This is a genomic window from Desulfoscipio sp. XC116 (assembly GCF_039851975.1).
GTDB lineage: Bacteria > Bacillota > Desulfotomaculia > Desulfotomaculales > Desulfallaceae > Sporotomaculum.
This window is the reverse complement of record NZ_CP156660.1, coordinates 3,536,708-3,555,826: the sequence shown is the minus strand read 5'-3', so window position 1 is coordinate 3,555,826 and position 19,119 is coordinate 3,536,708. Positions and strand designations below refer to the sequence as shown.

The window sequence follows — 19,119 nt, the reverse complement described above, 5'->3', positions numbered from 1 at the left end:
TAGACAGGACATGAAGAACAATATCAAAGGGGCTCTGGCCAACCCCAATTTGCGTGGAGCTCTGGGACGTTTCGGTAATGATTACCTGGTATCAAGGGAAAAAGCTTATGCGGGTATAAATTTTGAAGAACTGCGGGAGAAAATATCTTCTATTAAACGGTCGGCCGCCGGTCGTATGGAAGAGCTGGCCGACCGGTTTACGCAAAATATGCTTTCACGCGGCGCGACGGTATACAGGGCAGGCAATGCTCAGGAAGCCAGGGATTATATATTAAATCTTGCCATGGCCAGAGGTGTAAAAAAAATTGTTAAATCCAAGTCCATGGCCAGCGAAGAGATTCATCTGAATGAGTATTTAAACGAAAAGGGACTGGAATCTGTAGAGACAGACTTGGGCGAGTGGATATTGCAGTTATCCGGGCAAAAACCGTCGCATATGGTTATGCCCGCTATTCATATGACCAGGGGAGAGGTTGCGGATGTATTTTCCGAAGAAATGAACCGGCAGCTTTCTTCGGATATACCTATTCTGGTCAGGGTAGCCAGGGAACAATTACGCCGGAAATTTTTGGAAGCCGATATGGGTATATCCGGCGCCAATATTGCCGTGGCTGAAACGGGAACCCTGGTTATAACTACTAACGAAGGCAATGGCAGGCTAACCACGACCTTGCCTCCGATACATGTAGCCATTGTGGGGCTGGAAAAACTCGTGGAAAAATTTGCAGATGTTGAACCTATTTTAGAGGCACTGCCACGCAGCGCCACGGGCCAAAAGATTACCAGTTATGTAACGATGATTACAGGACCGACCCCTATGGTTGACGCTGACGGTCATGTTAAGCGGAAAGAACTGCATATAGTGTTGCTTGACAATGGCCGCAGCCAAATGCAGGCCGATCCTGTTTTTAAAGAAGCCCTGCAGTGTATACGATGCGCTTCCTGTCTGAACGTTTGTCCCGTATTTCAAATTGTGGGCGGGCATGTTTACGGACATGTATATACCGGCGGCATAGGCACTATTCTTACTGCGTTTTTTAATGGTTTTGAAAATGCCAGCGACATACAAAACCTGTGTATTGGTTGTGAACGCTGCAAACGGTTTTGTCCGGGGAAAATTGATATACCGGGTTTAATAAGGGAATTGCGCAGCCGTGTTGTCGATAAAAAGGGCTTGCCCGGTATGTCTAAATTTGTTATGCAAAGAGTTCTTCCGGACCGCAAGCTGTTTCACCGCTTGCTGAAAGTTGCCCATGCGGCTCAAAAGCCCTTTCAAACAGGCGGGCTGGTTCGTCACTTGCCCCTGTTTCTGGCGGGCTTGACGGAGGGGCGCAGCCTTCCGGCTATTGCCGATAAGCCGTTTAGGGAGCTTGTGGCTGCTTTTGACGATAAAAAGGCGGCGCTAAAACCAGGAGAAGTTTTTAACCGTTCGCAGGGAGAACAACGGCAATCAAGGGTGGGGTTTTTTGCCGGCTGCCTTACAGATTTTATATACCCGCGTCTGGGAGAAGCTGTGTATAAGGTGCTCAGGCACATGGATATGCAAATGGTATTTCCTCTTGATCAAACCTGTTGCGGCATACCTGCAATATACATGGGCTCCAGAAAAACAGCCGCGGAACTGGCGCGTCAGAACATCGCGGCTTTTGAAAGGGCCGGCGTGGATTATATTACCACGGCATGCCCTACATGTGCTCATGCTTTAAAGCATCACTTTGTGGAAGCTCTTGCCGGTGATCCCCAATGGAGTGAACGGGCCAAGAGTTTTAGCCGTAAGGTATATACCTTTGCCGCCTTGTTGGCGGAAGAATCAAATGGCGGACAAAATCTGAGGTTGGCACAAACCGGCGGGAAAGTAACTTATCATGATTCCTGTCATATGAAAGGAGTTTTTGACATTACGGACGAGCCTAGGCAATTGCTCAGGTCCGCCGGCTTGGAGTTGGTCGAAATGGAAGGTTCGGACAGGTGTTGTGGTTTTGGGGGGTCTTATTCAATTAAGTACCCCGAGCTTTCTCAGCATATATTGGAAAAGAAACTGGCATCTATTGTTGATTCCGGTGCGGAGTTGCTTGCTTTGGACTGTCCCGGATGTCTATTGCAATTGCACGGGGGATTGGACAGCCGCGACAAAAAAATACCTGTTAAACATACAGCCGAGATACTTGCCGAACAGCTTTTACCTTAAAACGGCGTGTCCTAATGAACGACTTTGTTCCTAATGTATTGAGTTTGTATAGATAGTCCTAACGTTATATAATATTATATACATTTAATGATAAGCTTGTTAAAAGGTTAAACGGGAGGACTATTGTGTATTTCAAGCCAATTAAAACAAGAAAAATATACGAAGAGATTATTGAACAAGTTAAGAAAATGATTAACGATGGTGTCCTGGCTCCCGGTGACAGGTTAATGACGGAAAGGGAAATGGCCGAAAAAATGCAGGTAGGCCGTTCCGCCGTGCGGGAAGCTTTACGGGCCTTGGAGGCGATGGGTATAATTAAAGTCAAGCCCGGTGAGGGTACTTTCATTAATGATACCACCCCTGATGCTTTAATTCGTTCCTTTTCCACTTTGGCAATGGATGATGAAACCGCTCGTGAGTTAATGGAGCTGCGTAAAGTCCTTGAAGTTGAAGCTGCCGCGCTGGCGGCGGAACGGCGAAGTGGAGAACATCTTAAGGCAATGTTTTATGCTTTGCAGCAGATGGAACAGGATCTTAAAGAGGGCAATCTGGGCGAAATGGCCGATATGGCTTTTCATTTTGCCATAGCACAGGGTGCCGGCAATTCATTGCTTTATAAACTCATGAACACTATTGCCGATACCATGAGCAAATTGCTGGCTGTGGCCCGGCAACGGTTGTACCTGGATCCGCTTAACCCTCCCCGTTTGTTGCATGAACACAACATTATTTACACGGCCATTAGCAATGCCGATGCCGCTGCTGCACGTAAAGCCATGCTGCAACACTTAACCGGGGTTGAGGAATATATGTTTGGTGAACAAAAGTAAAGGCATTGGAAATTAGGTTATAGGTCTGACCAGCATGCCATTCTTAACTCTGACCTCCAAATAAGTTATGGTGCAAGGGGGAAAAACGGTGAATTATAATAAAGTAACAGAAGATATGATAGCAAATTTGCAAAATATTGTTGGTTCACGTAATGTAATTGCAGATCAAGAAAAATTAGAAACCTATGCCGGGGATGAAGTCCCCGAAGTCGAGTGGAAACACCTGCCTGAAGTGGTTGTTAAGCCTGAGAATGTCCGGCAAGTTTCGGAAGTGCTTAAACTTGCCAACCGTGAACTCATTCCCGTAACACCCCGGGGAGCAGGTACGGGCCTTGCCGGCGGGGCTGTTCCCATGATCGGCGGGATTGTGCTGTCCCTCGAAAAAATGAATCGCATACTGGAGATCGACCACGGAAACCTGTTTATGGTTGTTGAACCCGGGGTTACCACGGGGGATGTGCAAAGGAGGGCCCAGGAGGAAGGTTATCTGTATGCGGGTGATCCCTGTAGTGCCGACAGTTCCTTCATTGGGGGAAACGTGGCTACCAATGCCGGGGGGAATAAAGCGATAAAATACGGAACAACGACCAAGCATATATATGGTCTTGATGTTGTCCTGGCTACAGGGGAAATAATTACTCTGGGCGGTAAGTGTGTCAAAGACGTAACCGGCTATGATTTAGTTCATCTAATGGTAGGGTCTGAAGGTACACTGGGCGTGGTTACTAAGATTTATCTTAAACTCTTGCCTAAACCCAGGTATAACTCGGTTTTGCTGGTTCCTTTCGCGGACATGCAAACTGCTATTAATGTCGTGCCCAAGATAATGACCAATCTGGGAGTAATCCCAACCTCCATTGAATTTATGGATAATCTGTGTATCAAGTCGGCTGAATCATTCCTTGAGCGAAAGCTTCCTTACAACGACGCGGGAGCTTATATAATTATAGAGGTTGAAGCCTACAGCGATGCGCAACTGGAATCCGATTGTGAAAATATTGGCGGTATTTGCTACGAAAATGGCGGTCTTGAAGTATTTATGGGTAATGATAAGGCCAGCCAGGATAAGATTTGGAAACCCAGGAGAATTCTAGCGGAGGCGCTGCGCGTTACCAGCCCGGTATATTGTATGGAGGATATTGTTGTCCCGATAAGCAATATCCCCAGATTGCTGGCGGCAATAGAACAAATTTCTAAAAAATATGCCATTAAAGTTCCCTGTTTCGGTCACGCGGGCGACGGTAACGTGCACGCAACCATATTGAAAGAAGACCTGGATGACGCGACCTGGCATGAAGTTAAGGAAAAAGTGCTTGAAGAAATGTATTCCGTTACTTATGCCTATGAGGGTAAATTGTCCGGTGAGCACGGCATTGGTGCCAAGAGGAAAAAAGCCATGGCTAAATTTATGAACCCGGTTGAGCTTAAAATAATAGCTTCAATAAAAAAAGTATTGGATCCCAATTTAATACTTAACCCCGATAAGCTTGTGGAACTGTTTTAAGTTTGCCGTTTGGGGAAAAATGTTAAAATACCCGGTGATTGTTGAATAGTTGACTAAGGAGAATATAATAATTATAATTTAAGTGAACTTGTTCAGCTAAAGCTGAACATCGGGGCTTTAGATGGGGACTCTACCACACCTGAAGTAAAAATAGAAACTCCCGCTTATAGAAGTGGACTTGAAATTTAATAAAAAATTTGGGGAGCTCATGTTATGGGCTGAGAAAGGGCTTTTGAGTACCTGACCCATGAACCTGATCGGGGTAATGCCCGCGTAGGAAAGGTATTGTGGAAAAAGTGCACCTGACTTACGTGGTGCGCTTTTTTTAATTGTCCCGGCTGCCACAACCGGTATGTGTTTTGCTCGCCAGATGAAAATGGATAATGAGGAGTGATGCTATGAAGATTGTTTTAAACGGTAAAGCAATTGAAATTGATCAGGGTTTAAGTATTGCCGACCTTATAATGCGGAAAAAGTTAAATCCCGGCGCTGTTATGGTTGAAATAAACCATGAATTAGTAAAAGCGGCGGATTGGCCGGTAAGAAAACTAAAAAATGATGACCAAGTGGAAATTTTGCAATTTGTAGGGGGAGGTTGATGTTAATAAATGTACGACACGTTAGTGATTGGTGGACAAGAGGTTGCCAGCCGTCTTTTTTTAGGAACCGGGAAATTTGCTTCCAACAGTATGATCCCCGAACTGGTTAATGTTTCGGGAGCCCGGGTTGTTACCGTAGCCATACGGCGGGTGGATCCGGATTATCCGGAAGAAAACGTAGCCAATTACATTCCGGCAGGCTGTATACAAATGCCCAACACTTCCGGCGCGCGTAATGCCCGGGAAGCCGTGCGCATTGCCAAACTGGGCCGGGCCGCGGGTTGCGGTAATTGGGTTAAAATAGAGGTTATTGCCGACAACAGGTACCTGCTGCCGGATAACTATGAGACTATAAAAGCTACTGAAGAACTGGCCGCCGACGGCTTTGTAGTGCTGCCTTATATAAGCCCGGATTTAATGGCGGCCAGGAAATTGGAAGAGGTGGGCGCCGCCGCGGTGATGCCTCTCGGCGCTCCCATCGGCACCAACCGTGGATTAAAAACAAAGGAATTAATTAAGATACTGATTGAAGAAATTTCCCTGCCGGTTATTGTCGACGCTGGAATCGGGCGGCCGTCCCAGGCGGCCGAGGCTATGGAAATGGGGGCCGCCGCTGTGCTGGTGAATACCGCCATTGCCACAGCTAAAGACCCGCTGGCCATGGCCCGGGCATTCGGTCAAGCCGTGGAAGCAGGCCGTACCGCATTTTTAGCCAATCCCGGCGAAGTATTTGAATATGCCAGGGCATCATCGCCACTTACCGGTTTTTTAAGGAACGAGTAGAGATAGTTGTTCAGAGGTGAAAAATAGCGGTGCGGGTGTCTGCCATGTATGACAGTAATGTTTACAAAGCTATGGGAAGGGGATTAACACAATGAGTTTTTACGAGGAATACAAAAAGTTCAGTAGTGACGGTTTTTTATCGTTTTTTAATGAGTTGGAAGATAAAGATATCAGATGCGTTCTTAGTAAGAGCCGTCTATCTAACCTTGATTACCTGGCTCTGTTATCTCCCCGGGCTGAAAAGTATCTGGAAGAGATGGCTCAAAAAGCCCATCGCTTAACGCTGCAGCATTTTGGCCGGACCATACAGCTTTTTACTCCCCTGTACCTATCCAATTATTGTGTCAATAGCTGCGTTTATTGTGGTTTTCAAGTCCATAATAAATTGGTCAGAAAAAAATTATCCCCGGATGAAGTGAATGCCGAGGCTCAAATAATTGCCGGCACGGGGCTGAAACATATTTTAATACTCACCGGGGAATCACGCAAACATTCTCCTGTCACTTATATAAAGGACTGTACCAGCGTTTTGAAAAAATATTTTACCTCCATTGCTATTGAGGTATACCCCCTAAGTGAGCAGGAATATGCAGATCTGGTCCGGATCGGGGTGGATAGCCTGACTATGTATCAGGAAGCGTACAATGAACAGGTTTACCTGGCTATGCACCCGGCGGGTCCAAAGCGCGATTATCAATTTCGGCTGGATGCGCCGGAACGGGCCTGCAGGGCGGGAATACGCTCGGTTAATCTGGGTGCTTTATTGGGTCTGCATGACTGGCGTACCGAGGCCTTTTTTACGGGGTTGCACGCTGATTACCTGCAAAATAATTATCCTGATGTGGAAGTAAGTATTTCACCGCCGCGTATGCGCCCTCACCTGGGCGGGTTTACCCCTCCGGTGGCCGTGAGTGATAAAAACCTGGTGCAGTATATTTTGGCCTTTAGATTGTTTATGCCCAGGGGGGGAATTACAGTTTCCACGCGGGAGAACCCGCAATTAAGAGAGGATTTAATTAAGTTGGGGGTGACAAAAATGTCGGCCGGGTCTTGTACGGCGGTGGGGGGGCGTACTGAGCCGGCTGAATCAACAGGGCAGTTCGATATCTCCGACGAGCGGGATGTGGCTGCGATGACCGGAGTGATCTATAGCCATGGGTACCAGCCCGTTTTTAAAGACTGGCAAACAATATAACGGGGGCTGCCACTATGAACGAATTTGAGCAAACGTTGTTAACCATCCTGGGTCAGGATAACCTGAACAAAATCCAACGCTGTAAAATCGGTCTGGCCGGTGCGGGCGGGTTGGGGTCCAACTGTGCGAGGTTTTTAGTTTGCTGTGGGTTCAAACAGCTTAAAATCGTTGATTTTGACCGGGTGGAATACAGTAATTTAAACCGTCAGTTTTACTTTTTACACCAGGTGGGGCAGCTCAAGGTAGATGCTCTCGATCAAAATTTGGCGCAAATTAACCCCGATTTGAAAACAGAAAAGCTACCCTTGCGGATTGATCAAACAAACGTTAATCAGCTGTTTAATGATTGCCGTATCCTTGTAGAGGCTTTGGACCGGCCTGAAATTAAAAGAATGGTAGTTGAGGCATATTGGGACTCCGCCGGGCTGATAGTTGCCGCGTCCGGCCTGGCGGGGTGGGGGCGGGGCGATGGCATTGTTACGCGCAGGATTAGGCCAAATTTTTTCATGGTTGGTGATATGGTGTCGGAGGCGACCCCTGATTTGCCCCCACTGGCACCGGGAGTTAATATAGCGGCTGCCAAGCAGGCCGATGTGGCACTAAGCTATGTTTTGGGGGCTGATGTGCATGATGACTGATAAACCCGGGTTAAACGGGCTGCTGAAAGCCGGCATTTATGGCATTACAGCGTCGGAATATTCCCTGGGCAGAACAAATATGGAAGTTGTGCGGCAGATGATTGCTGCCGGGATTAAGGTTATTCAATATCGTGAGAAGGATAAAACCTTACGGGAAAAATACAACGAATGCCTGCAGATAAGGGCTATAACCCGAAAGGCCGGCGTTGCCCTGATAGTTAATGATCATGTTGATTTGGCTCTGATGGTGGGCGCGGACGGGGTACACATTGGCCAGGATGATCTCCCGCCGAAACAAGTTCGTGCTTTGGTAGAGAATAAAATGATTATTGGCTTATCCACCCACTCGCCCGAACAGGCCCGGGCTGCCGTAAACTGTGGTGCGGATTATATTGGTGTAGGCCCGATCTTTCACACGCAGACCAAAAAGGATGTGTGCGCTCCGGTGGGGTTTAGCTACCTCGATTATGTGGTGGGAAACATCAATATCCCTTTTGTCGCCATTGGTGGGATTAAGGAACATAATATACATGAGGTGGCCAAGCGCGGTGCCCGCTGCATCGCTCTGGTAACGGAAATCGTCGGGGCGGATGATATTGCAGCCAAGGTGGGGGCGTTAAGAGCCGCTATAGTGCTTCAGTGAACTCGTTCAGCTAAAGCTGAACATCGAGGCTTCAGATGGAAGTGCCGGTGAAGAATGCAAATCATACCGGTGCTTCCTGTTTGCGCCGCCGTTATTTTTTGCTGTTGCTTAGCGGCTTTCACTAATAGGGCATAATGTAATGTATTTACACATAACCTGATATACAGCTTGGTCTTAATATATAGTGTGGGAGGTAATGCCATTTGCAGCTAAAATTAAACGGCATCTGGTTGATGCTGATTATGTTGACCGGCGTATTCAGCTTGCTTTTTCTGTGGTTTACACTGTTTCCGGGCCGGGTCAACCCGGAAATCGGTCAATATTTCAGTGCCCGGCAGATAAGCCAGGGACGTGACTACGTGCAGGGAATGCGGTTAGTGTTCATTGGCGGGTTTATCACTCAAACAGTTTTTTTACTGTGGCTGGTGTTCGGCGGTCGGGCTGTAGCCCTTTCCCGGTGGATTCAGCAGTTCACCGGAGGCGGGCTGGTGAGCTATGTATTGTTTTTTTTAGTGCTGTGGCTGCTGCTGCGATTGATTAACCTGCCCTTTGACCTGTTTGGCAGCTACTATTGGCAGCATCACTGGCGATTTTCCACTCAGCCGTTGGGAAACTGGTGGCTGGACTATTTCAAGTCGGCCGGTTTGGAAGTGGTGTTATCCGCTGTGGGGGTGGCCCTGCTGTTTTGGATTATGGGGCGCTGGTCCAATGCCTGGTGGCTGGTGGGCGCGATCTTTTTATCATTGTGGCTGGTGGTGCAAAGCTATCTCTGGCCGGTACTTGTCTCCCCATTGTTTAACCGCTTCGAGCCAACTAAAGACCCGGCGGTTCTGGCTATGGTGGATGAGCTTTCCCAAAAAGCGCAGCTGCCGGTGGACCGGGTGCTGGTGATGGACGCCAGCCAGCGTACTACTAAGGCCAACGCTTATTTTACCGGTCTGGGCGGCACCAGGCGTATTGTGTTGTATGACAACCTGCTCGCCGATTACCCTGCCGATGAAGTTAGGGCGGTGGTGGCCCACGAAATGGCCCACTGGCGTCAGGGACATATTGCTAAAGGATTGGGCATGGGCGTATTGGGTAATTTTATCATCTGGGGTTTGTTGTTTATGACGCTGAAGACTACTATACCTACTATATCCGCCATACCGCGTTACGGGCAGTATCCACCCTATACCTGGGCGGTCATTGTATTATTTCTAACGCTGATTTCCTTTACCGCTAATCCGCTGATGAACCATTTCTCCCGGAACATGGAATTCGAGGCCGACCGGGTGGCGGTGCGGCTGACAGGAGATGCTCCGGCCGCGGAACGGCTGCAGGTGCGTCTGGCTGCCAAAAACTTATCCGATGTGGCCCCGCCGGCTTTTATTGAATGGTTCAGCTACAGCCACCCGCCGGCTCCGGCCAGAATAAGGGCCATTCAACAGGCCGCCGAATAGCCTGCCGCATGTGCAAGTCGGTTATTATTTTTAGCAAACGGTTAAGCGCTTATCAAATTCTTATGAAGACGCCCCAACTCCTCTGTCATTAAATATAAAGGCTGTATTTTAATGGCATCATAATACACCGTTGACAATCATTGTCATTAATGGTAAGCTCTATTTGAGGCATCTCGTCTTTGAGACGAGGTGCCTTGCTATATTTTTAGGGAATTACCATTTAATGTTATAAAGGGGAGGTAATAGTGTGCAGGGTAAAGTTGAATTGACAAAGGATGCCTATGAAAAATTAATAAAGGGGCTTGTCCGGATTGAAGAAGAAAAAGATAATTTGCTTAATGAATTTTTCCCCAAGGAAATTAAGGAAAGGAACGAAGTTGTACAAATACTGGAAGAATATATTTTGCATGTCAATCAACTTGCTAAGAATATAAAAGTAGTTGAAAAGGCTAATAATGATCTTCCTTTTGTATTAATCGGCAGCGAAGTTGATTTACAGGACTTGGATGAACAAGAAGCAACAAAGCTAAGAATAGTGTTGCCTTTCGAGAATCTTGGCGGTGATGATGCTTCATGTCTGTCACCTATTGGCATGTCTTTGTTGCTTAAAAAGGTCGGTGAGGAGGTAGCCATAAAAACACCGGGCGGTGTTTTACGCTACCGGGTTAATTCGGTTTCTTTGCCATTTTTATAGCTGCTTTACATGGTAGTTATATCTCTCGCGACGGACCGGGTATCTTTAGTATGTAAAAATTAATTGAAATAATGTCATACATTAATAAGCAGCATATAATACTAAAAATATTTTAGCAAGATTTTGTATAAAAACGTCCTGTCTCGAGTTGATGACAGGACGTTTTTTCGTTAATTACAATTCTTTACCTAAATCGGGACCGGGCTGGCAGTTATAGATACTGGTTACTTGCATAAGAATGGCCGATTTAGGGGCTAATTGCGGCGCTCCTTTTTTAACCCAGTTTACCGCTTCATCAAATGGCTTTCCGGATGAAACAATAGTAGCCTTGCCCTTTATTTGATAAGCTTGTTTTTTGTCCATATCCCAAACACATATGGATAGCTGCGGGTTTTCCCGTAGATTTTTCAGGCTCTTATCCATAAAGTTATCGACCAGTAATATGGTATCCTCATCATACACTTTTACAAAATGAATGGGTACGACATTGGGGATGCCATCTTTAGATGCGGTAGCTACAGGGTAAATAGCGGTTTTAATAAATAGATCTTTTACGTCACCGGCCAGCTTTGGCATAATCAATCACTCCTTTAATAATGGACGTATGTTTAATAATTCTTTCTACATGCAATTGTTAATTCCTTTAGAAATTTAAATTTTAGCGTTAATGTTTGCAAGTTTACCTAAAACCGTTCTAGTTAAGTATTTGTTTGATAATTACGCATATAGTCAGCCACGCTCCTCCGACAACATAACCGGCCGGTATAGCACTGGGGTAATGCAAGCCCGGATACACCCTGCTGGCGCCGATTAATATGGCAAACAAGTAAAACAACCAATGATAAGTCGGCCTACCGGCCGGGAAGGCGTGCTGTTACATAACAAATAGGCTATTTGGCTATAGGAGAAGGGAATAGCAACAAAAAGAAGAATTTGAAAAATAATAACGCAATTTTGTGGGCGGCGGCATTCTCCCACTGACTAAGTACCTTGGCGAGAGGTATTCGATGGCCGCTGTCCATGTATGATAATAACATTTTTCCCCAGAGAAAGGAACGGTGTTCTTCGTGCGCATGAAAGATTTTATGACTCCCCAAGCATCCACCTTAAAACCCGGGGAAACTTTGCGCCGAGCTGTCGAGCTTTTCCGCCGTACCCGTTTGGATGGTATCCCGGCTGTGGATGATCGGGGGTGCTTGGTGGGGTTGCTGACTCGTATTAATCTGTTTGATGCGCTGCTTGAAGGGCACAGCTTGGATGACCCGGTAGAAGGTCTGTATACCCGCAAGGTTGTGACGGTGGGCCTCGATACGCCGTATCGAACCGTGGCACAAGAGGTGAAGAAAAGTCCGGTGGGCATGGGGGTGGTAGTGGACGAAAACAACCGGGTGCGGGGGGCTCTCACCAAGGTTGATATGATCATGGCTCTATTTAGGGAGTCGGACGTGTTAAACGCCCGGCTTCAGGCCGTGTACCAGGCGATGCATAACGGTTTGGTGTCGGTTAATGATGCGGGACGTATCACCATGCTTAATCCTGCCGCTGAAAAACTGCTTGGTGTACGGGAGGAGAAAGTGCTTGATAATTTTGTAGAAAGTGTGCTGCCTGGTTTAAACATGATGGAAATTATGGAAACCGGCCGGGTCGAGGTAAGTAAAAAATACGAGACGGCCGGCCGGGCGCTTTTGGTTAATTGCACGCCGGTACTGGATGGGGGAAACACAGTGGGGGCTATAGCTATCTTTCAGGACCTTACAGATTTGGAACAGGTGGCGGCGGAGCTGGAAAGCGTGCGCACTTTGCAGCACACTCTGCGTACCGTTCTGGATATAGCTTATGACGGTATAGTGGTGGTTGATAAAGAGGGATATATCACCTTTTTTAACCAGTCACTGGCGGAATTTTTCGGGCTGGAGCCCCGAGATGCGATAGGTCGTCATGTGACCGGCGTGTTGGACAACAGTCGTTTGCATATTGTAGCCCGCACCGGAGTGCCCGAAACTTCTCAGCTGCAGCAGGTGGGAGGCAGCTATTACGTGGTATCCCGATTGCCTATTGTGGAAAACGGTCGGGTGGTGGGCGCGGTAGGTAAAATGATGTTTCGCAACTTGGAGGAAATTAGGGAGCTAGCCCGGCGTATGGATAATTTGGAAAATCAGCTGAGCTTTTACAGAGAGGAATTGCAAAAAAAAGGCGGCACCAGTTATACCTTGGACAGTATTATAACGGTAAGCCCGGCCATGATGCAGTTGAAGAGGGAAGCCATGCAGGCGGCCAGGGGTATATCCACGGTGCTTATCCGAGGTGGCAGCGGCACCGGCAAGGAGCTTTTTGCTCAGGCTATTCACGCAGCCAGTCCCCGCCGTGAGGGCCCCTTTGTTAAAGTGAACTGCGCGTCTATTCCCGAACATCTGTTGGAGTCCGAGTTCTTTGGCTATGACCCGGGTGCTTTCACCGGTGCCAGGCGGGGCGGCAAGCCCGGACGTTTTGAGCTGGCCCATGGAGGCACTATATTTTTGGATGAAATAGGAGATATGAGCTCGAGTTTGCAGGCCAAATTGCTGCGAGTGCTGCAGGACCGGGCATTTGACCGTGTGGGGGGTACGCACCCGATACAGGTGGACGTGCGGGTAGTAGCGGCTACCAACCGCGACCTGGAGGATATGGTGGCCGGAGGTGCGTTCCGTGAAGACTTGTTTTACCGCCTGAATGTGATTGTCCTGACCATTCCTCCACTCCGGGAGCGGCCCGAGGATATCGCTCCCCTGGTGCATTGTTTCTTACGCAAGTATAATGGTATCTTCGGCATCCGGGTAACCGATCTGCATGCGGAAGCGTTGGAAGTTTTAAAACAATACCAATGGCCTGGCAATGTGCGGGAGTTGGAAAATGTAATTGAAAGAGCTGTTAATTTTGCCACAGGTAGTATTGTCAAAGAAAAAGACTTGCCGGCCTATTTGCGCCGGAGAAACTTTGAGAGCGGCCGCCAGGCAAGTGCCGGCAACTACCGCGAACGTCTGGGTGATGCGGAGCGGGAGATTATTATTTCCGCTTTAAAGGCGGCCGAAGGCAACAAGACACGGGCCGCCCGCATGCTGGGCATCAGTCGTTCCCGGTTATATGTCAAGCTTAAAAAACTGAACTGTTAATTGGCATTCAGGGACCTAATACTTATCGCCCTATCGGACTTCGCCCCTGCAAACCTGCCCCACAAGGGGGCGGGTTCTCAGGGGCGACATTCTATAAATCTAATTTAGCGGACAAATAAGCACGGTACGGTGGGCGCATCTATACGTTCCTGGAACTACTCGGTTTAAATATATAGCCTGATGGGTAGAGAGTGTATTTGCGATGACTTCAATCGCCATATTACATCCCCCCGGTGACGCGCAGAACTTCACCGCTGATATAATCCGCCAGCGGAGAGGCCATAAGCAGTATGGCGTTGGCGGCTTCTTCGGGAGTGCCGGCCCTTCTAAGAGGTATCATGGCCTTAAACATCTGCCGCATGCTTTCAGGAATGCCAATGACTACATCTTTACCGTCTCGCTCGATGGCTTCGCCCTTTTCCTTGGCCTGAGTGAGGCGAGTGTCTATAAACCCGAAAGCCACGGTATTAACGCATACATTCAGTGGCCCCCATTCCTTGGCCAGGGTCTTGGTGAGGCCCACCAGAGCTGCCTTGGCACTGGAATAGTTAGCTTGGCCGGCGTTGCCGTCCAGACCGGCGATGGAAGAAATGTTAATAATCTTGCGGGTAACCCGTCGGCCCGCTTCTTTTTCTTCTTTGGCCGCTTCCCGGATATACGGAGCGGCTGCCCGGATAATACGGAACGGGGCGGACAGGTGTATTTTGAGCATGGCATCCCACTGCTCATCGCTCATTTTGTGGATGACTCCGTCCCAAGTGTAGCCTGCATTATTGACGATAACATCAATGCTGGGCCCGAATGCTTCCAGGGCAGTGTTAATTAGCTTGGCCGCAAATTCCGGGTCGGTTATATCGCCTACGCAAGCTACAGCATCCCCTCCGTCGGCCTTGATTTCCGCTACCACTTCCGCCGAGGGGCCCTCGTCTAAATCACTAACCACCACACGACCGCCTTCTTTGGCGAAGAGCAGCGCTGCGGCTCGCCCGATACCCCGGCCGGCCCCGGTGATAAGGCAAGTTCTATTTTTTAACATTAGCTCCATTAATAAGCCCTCCTTTGTTAACTGACTTTGATAAACTTTGATGCGTTGACACTTCGCCGATAACTTCGGACTTCGGTGCCGGGTATTGAAAGGTTGAAAGTTATGCAACCCGGGCACTCCCGGCGTATTGAGCCTGCTCAATTAGGTTTGCTTTAGCGGCAGAACTGCCTCAAAGGTGCCCTTGACTTTTATACCACCATTTTGATCGGTGGCGATAACCTGTCCTGAAGCAAGCCCGGTGCTATGGTCCACCCTTTTATCCGTGATTGAACCGGTAACTGTAATTTTATCTCCCGGCTTGGTAATGTCCACAAAGCGTACTGTGAGGCTTTTTAAATTGCGGTTGGGAATCCAACGGGTAACCGCCTGGCCCACAAAACCCATGATCAGCATACCGTGGGCGATTACTCCGCCGGTGCCGGCCTTTTGCCCCACCTCGTCCATGTAATGCAGCGGATTAAAGTCACCGGAGGCCCCGGCGTATTTAACCAGCTGGGTTTTGTCTATAGCCGGTTTGACAAGCGGGGGCAGGGGTTCTGCCACGGTTAAATCTTCTAAGCAGACAGTTTGAGTTCGGCTTGCCTTGCTGTCTTGACACGCTTGGCTCACATGGATACCTCCCGATAACATAATTGTGTTTTTGTTGGTTCAGCAGCGGGGTTACTTTCTTTCGATGACCGTGCTGTGTGATACTAAAACGGTTACGCCGTTTTGGTTTTGGTAACTGGTTTCCAGGTCGAAGATACGCATTTTATCCTTATCTGTAAATCGTTTAAGCATACAGCAGGCTTCAATTCGATCTCCGGGGTTGATTTCGCCGTAATAACGGTATTCTTGCCCGCCGTGCAACACCTTTAATGGGTTTATCTGCAGGTTAAGACACAGGTTCATAAAGTCCTGGCCTCCCCAGAAATCCATGCAGGTACCGAAGGTGGGTGGGGCGATGATATCCTGGTAGCCCAGGGTTTGGGCGTATTCAGGGTCGGTATAAAGCAGGTTGTCGTCCCCTATGGCCAGGGCCATTTCCTGTATTTTCCCCCTTTCCACGGTAAAGGAAAAGCGGGATAGTTCGGCGCCGACCAGGTTGCTGTGGTTACTCATAAATATCTCCTTTAGTGGTTTACTTTGGTATTCTGCCCTGGTGTTTATTCTGTTAGCGGGTGTTGAAAAAAGAATCTTGTTTTGTCGCATGCCGGGGTTATAGACTGCTATTGGTCCGGTAAAGACTCTTCCCCGGTAGTTGAGTATTCCCGGTACAGGGGGCAGGCTGTCGGATTAGGGCAGCTGTTGCTGTACAGGCAGTGCCAGGAAATTAACCGGGTGTCTATCTGGCAGGTACAGGTACTCTCCAGGTGGTACAACTCTTCCACTTGCACTTCCCGCCCGATTACCGGGCATAAATATTTACTGCATATTAGGGTTTGCATAGGTTTTCCTTTGCATAGTCGTTTAATGAGCAAATGGATGCAGTCGGTATATAACGGCAAATTAAATTTATTTTAATAACGTTTAACACTGCCTTTCTTTGCCTACAATGCATACCGAGCACACTGCCTCCCAGGGGAAGCCGCCCAGGTTGTGAGTGAGCCCTATTTGGGGATTGTCCAGCTGCCTGGAGTCGGCCAGTCCTCTTAACTGTAGGTACATTTCGTACAACATGCGCAGGCCGCTGGCTCCAATGGGGTGACCGAAAGATTTGAGCCCCCCGTCCGGATTGACCGGCAGCTCACCATCCAGGTCGAAAACACCGTTTAGTACGTCCTGCCAAGCCCGGCCCCTTTCCGAAAAGCCCAGGTCTTCGTAAATAACCAGCTCCGTGGGAGTGAAACAGTCGTGCACTTCAGCCATGCTGATTTGTTTGCGCGGATTGGTGATACCCGCTTGGCGGTAAGCATCCAGCCCGGCGTAATAAGTCTCCCGGATAGAAGTAAAGTCAAAGTCTTGATGCATAGCGCCGTGCCCCGGCCCGCAGACCACGGACAGGGCTTTTACGAATATGGGATCTTTTCTGTACTTTTTGGCGTCCTCAGCTCGTACGATAATGGCGGCAGCCGATCCGTCGGCCACCCCGGAGCAGTCCATAACGCCAAGAGGTGCTGCCACAATAGGGGATTTTAGAATTTTTTCCATAGGGACTTCCTTGCGGAATTGAGCCTTGGGGTTTAACGCTCCGTTTTTGTGATTTTTGTAAGCGATGCGGGCCAGCACCTGCTTGCCGGTTTCCAGGTTCAGGCCATACTTGTTAAAATATGCCGGGGCTAATAGTGAAAAGGCGGCCGGGGCGGAATAATTGGGGGCTGTGCCGTCACCTGGAGGCGGGGTAATTACCAGACCGCTGTAGCCCGAGTCTTTTAACTTTTCTACACCGATGGCCATGGCAATATCGTAAGCCCCCGAAGCCACGGCATAACAGGCGTTTCTAAAGGCGTCCGTGCCGGTGGCGCAAAAATTTTCGATTCTGGTCACCGGTTTGTACTGTATTTTTAAAGGCTCGGACAGGCTGATGCCCGCCCAGCCCGAAGCACAGCTGCCCAGCCAGTAGGCCTGGATATCCCCGGGGGCCAGCCCAGCGTCTTCCAGCGCCTGATAGGCGGCATCCACCAGCATATCGTCGGCGCTTTTGTCCCAGTGCTCCCCGAAACGGGTGCAGCCCATGCCCACTATGGCTACTTTATCCCTGATACTCATTTATAAAAACCTCCTTAATAGGCATCCCTGCCGCTAACGCGGCGCCATCGGATGATGAAAAGCTTAATTCCCGGTTAACCCTCCATGCTATTGATGCGGTTCTATGCATGACTATTAGAAGTTAACTTATAGTGATTCTCCCCAAGCCGTCCGCAGGGCACAATAAAGGAATGTAAATTTAGTTTTGGCCGGAGCCGCTGCTGTTTTGAAAGATACCGTCAGAGGAATGAAATACGTATTTAGGGTAAGTCACCTTTTAGGTCTGGCCTTCCAGTAGTAATTGTGGATGCCCCCGGCCCGGTAGAGCTTGCGGAAGGTAGTTTCCACCTCCATGCCGATGTCTATTTTATTGGGTTCGCAGTCGGTCATCTCGCAGAGCAATCGGCCGCCGCCCTCAAAATCAATTACCGAAAAGACAGTGGGCGGGTCCTGGGAAAATGTTAAATAGTCAATCGTATAGGTGGCAATGCGGGCGCTTATATCCGCAAAACAATATGGCTCCATGCTGTCTTTAGCCTGACAGTGTACGCATATCCTCTGGGCCGGGATTTGCGGGGTGCCGCATTTGGTGCAGCGGCTGCCGTAGAAAGCTAGAATTTTTTTGGCGTTGCGCCATATGGCCGGGGCCGAGGGGCGGTTGGGGTCCGGGCGTCTGGGCGGCTCAAAATCCAGCATGCCTTTCCAACGCAAATAGGTCTGGTAGCTTAGGGAAGTTTTTTTGGAATTTAGCATTCTCGATACGCCCCGCCGGGGAGCGTAATTTTTGAGGTTATCCGTAGCGCGCAGCAATATGGCATCTGCCCCTTCGCCAAAGGTGACCATTAATATGCGGTCCCCCGGCCGGGCTTTTTCCAGCGCCGCGGCCAGCATTAACGGGGCGTGAGCCGCACCGGTAAGCCCCACCGTATTAAATAAACCGTCCTCTATTTGGGACATGTCAAAGCCAAGAGATAAAGCAGTACCCGCTTGGTAGCGGGGGGAAGGTGCATAGAGCACCAACTTGGTAATCTCTTTAGGCGTTATTTTTAATTTACCGGCTAGAGTGGCTAAAGCTTTTGTTACCAGTGGGCCATAACCGCGGGTAATAACAAAGCGATCCTCCCAGGCACGCACGTACCGGTCTGTATTGTCACGCCACTGGGTAAGCACATCGCCGGCCACTGTGCAGCTGCCCTCTATTTCAGCCAGTACGTTTTGTCGGCCAATAACTAAAGCGGCCGCACTGTCGCCGCAGATCTGTTCAAACTGTCCCTTGGCGCTCCCCAGGCGGCAATCAGCCGTTGCTACCAGTACGCTGCGGGCTCCTGATTTAACCGCATCGGCGGCAGCCAGCACAGCGGTGGAGCCGGCCCGCAGGGTGGAAGTGAAATCGGCGGTGCGCACCAGATCCGTGGTATCCAGCGCGCCGGCTATGGTGGTGGCGGATTGTTTTTCGGCGTAAGGCGGTGTGGTGGTGGCGAAATAAATGCCCTCCAGTTCCCGGGGATGGATGCTGGTTAGGCAGTCCCGGGCTGCTTCCACCGCCATGGTTACACTGTCCTCATCATAATTGGCCACCGCTTTTTCCCCCGGGGGAGCCGGTTCCCCGAAGGCTTCGGCCAGGCGCTTACGTTCCAGGCGGTTAAATGGAATATAGGCGCCGTAGGCGGTTATACCCACCATAATGCTAATACCTCCTTATATGATTAGTTTTAATGGGTTGTTATTGGATATTTATGCTT

18 protein-coding genes and 1 riboswitch are annotated in these 19,119 nt (G+C 49.1%); of the genes, 11 read left to right on the top strand and 7 right to left on the bottom strand.

Translation table 11 applies throughout. The features are described 5' to 3' along the window. Positions 1-10: 10 nt before the first annotated feature. The 10 genes from ldhH to ABDB91_RS16785 all read left to right on the top strand — a co-directional run bounded on the left by ldhH (position 11) and on the right by ABDB91_RS16785 (position 10,516). Positions 11-2,188, top strand: coding sequence for an L-lactate dehydrogenase (quinone) large subunit LdhH (gene ldhH, locus ABDB91_RS16830; RefSeq protein ID WP_347491640.1), 2,178 nt, complete (start codon positions 11-13; stop codon positions 2,186-2,188). A 125-nt stretch (positions 2,189-2,313) separates the two neighbouring features. After that, positions 2,314-3,018 (top strand): FadR/GntR family transcriptional regulator, encoded by a 705-nt coding sequence (locus ABDB91_RS16825; protein ID WP_347488833.1) that lies wholly within the window; start codon positions 2,314-2,316, stop codon positions 3,016-3,018. Between the two features lie 88 nt (positions 3,019-3,106). After that, complete coding sequence (locus ABDB91_RS16820; RefSeq protein ID WP_347488832.1) at positions 3,107-4,522, top strand: FAD-binding oxidoreductase; 1,416 nt, start codon at positions 3,107-3,109, stop codon at positions 4,520-4,522. 188 nt (positions 4,523-4,710) lie between these two features. After that, positions 4,711-4,819, top strand: a riboswitch (TPP riboswitch). Positions 4,820-4,920: 101 nt separating this feature from the next. Beyond that, positions 4,921-5,121, top strand: coding sequence for a sulfur carrier protein ThiS (gene thiS, locus ABDB91_RS16815; RefSeq protein WP_347488831.1), 201 nt, complete (start codon positions 4,921-4,923; stop codon positions 5,119-5,121). 9 nt (positions 5,122-5,130) lie between these two features. After that, positions 5,131-5,904: a thiazole synthase gene (locus ABDB91_RS16810; protein ID WP_347488830.1), complete on the top strand. Its 774-nt coding sequence runs from the start codon at positions 5,131-5,133 to the stop codon at positions 5,902-5,904. Between the two features lie 91 nt (positions 5,905-5,995). Continuing rightward, the gene (gene thiH, locus ABDB91_RS16805; RefSeq protein ID WP_347488829.1) at positions 5,996-7,099 is read left to right on the top strand and encodes a 2-iminoacetate synthase ThiH; all 1,104 of its coding nucleotides are present in this window, start codon (positions 5,996-5,998) and stop codon (positions 7,097-7,099) included. Between the two features lie 14 nt (positions 7,100-7,113). Continuing rightward, entirely contained in the window at positions 7,114-7,737 is a 624-nt protein-coding gene (thiF, locus tag ABDB91_RS16800) for a sulfur carrier protein ThiS adenylyltransferase ThiF (protein ID WP_347488828.1), read from the top strand. Then, entirely contained in the window at positions 7,730-8,380 is a 651-nt protein-coding gene (thiE, locus tag ABDB91_RS16795) for a thiamine phosphate synthase (protein WP_347491639.1), read from the top strand. The genes thiF and thiE overlap by 8 nt, the downstream gene beginning before the upstream one ends. Before the next feature lie 203 nt (positions 8,381-8,583). Beyond that, positions 8,584-9,822: a M48 family metallopeptidase gene (locus tag ABDB91_RS16790; RefSeq protein WP_347488827.1), complete on the top strand. Its 1,239-nt coding sequence runs from the start codon at positions 8,584-8,586 to the stop codon at positions 9,820-9,822. A gap of 247 nt (positions 9,823-10,069) precedes the next feature. Further along, on the top strand, positions 10,070-10,516 hold the full coding sequence (locus tag ABDB91_RS16785) for a GreA/GreB family elongation factor (protein ID WP_347488826.1): 447 nt from the start codon (positions 10,070-10,072) through the stop codon (positions 10,514-10,516). A 174-nt stretch (positions 10,517-10,690) separates the two neighbouring features. Here ABDB91_RS16785 and ABDB91_RS16780 read toward each other — a convergent pair whose 3' ends face one another. Beyond that, positions 10,691-11,092: a pyridoxamine 5'-phosphate oxidase family protein gene (locus ABDB91_RS16780; RefSeq protein ID WP_347488825.1), complete on the bottom strand. Its 402-nt coding sequence runs from the start codon at positions 11,090-11,092 to the stop codon at positions 10,691-10,693. A 497-nt stretch (positions 11,093-11,589) separates the two neighbouring features. Here ABDB91_RS16780 and ABDB91_RS16775 point away from each other — a divergent pair, with 497 nt between their 5' ends. After that, positions 11,590-13,665 (top strand): sigma-54-dependent Fis family transcriptional regulator, encoded by a 2,076-nt coding sequence (locus ABDB91_RS16775; RefSeq protein ID WP_347488824.1) that lies wholly within the window; start codon positions 11,590-11,592, stop codon positions 13,663-13,665. Between the two features lie 220 nt (positions 13,666-13,885). On the opposite strand, the gene ABDB91_RS16770 is transcribed toward ABDB91_RS16775, so the two are convergent. The 6 genes from ABDB91_RS16770 to ABDB91_RS16745 form a co-directional block, all read right to left on the bottom strand. Then, complete coding sequence (locus ABDB91_RS16770) at positions 13,886-14,710, bottom strand: SDR family oxidoreductase (protein ID WP_347488823.1); 825 nt, start codon at positions 14,708-14,710, stop codon at positions 13,886-13,888. 141 nt (positions 14,711-14,851) lie between these two features. Next, complete coding sequence (locus tag ABDB91_RS16765) at positions 14,852-15,319, bottom strand: MaoC/PaaZ C-terminal domain-containing protein (RefSeq protein ID WP_347488822.1); 468 nt, start codon at positions 15,317-15,319, stop codon at positions 14,852-14,854. 51 nt (positions 15,320-15,370) lie between these two features. Then, positions 15,371-15,811 carry a MaoC family dehydratase N-terminal domain-containing protein gene (locus ABDB91_RS16760; protein WP_347488821.1) on the bottom strand — a complete coding sequence of 147 codons (441 nt, stop codon included), beginning with the start codon at positions 15,809-15,811 and terminating at the stop codon, positions 15,371-15,373. Positions 15,812-15,918: 107 nt separating this feature from the next. Next, a complete protein-coding gene (locus tag ABDB91_RS16755; RefSeq protein ID WP_347488820.1) occupies positions 15,919-16,137 on the bottom strand; it encodes a hypothetical protein in 219 nt (72 codons plus the stop codon). A gap of 82 nt (positions 16,138-16,219) precedes the next feature. Then, complete coding sequence (locus ABDB91_RS16750) at positions 16,220-17,398, bottom strand: acetyl-CoA acetyltransferase (protein WP_347488819.1); 1,179 nt, start codon at positions 17,396-17,398, stop codon at positions 16,220-16,222. Between the two features lie 249 nt (positions 17,399-17,647). Next, the gene (locus ABDB91_RS16745) at positions 17,648-19,060 is read right to left on the bottom strand and encodes an OB-fold domain-containing protein (protein WP_347488818.1); all 1,413 of its coding nucleotides are present in this window, start codon (positions 19,058-19,060) and stop codon (positions 17,648-17,650) included. Positions 19,061-19,119: the final 59 nt, after the last annotated feature.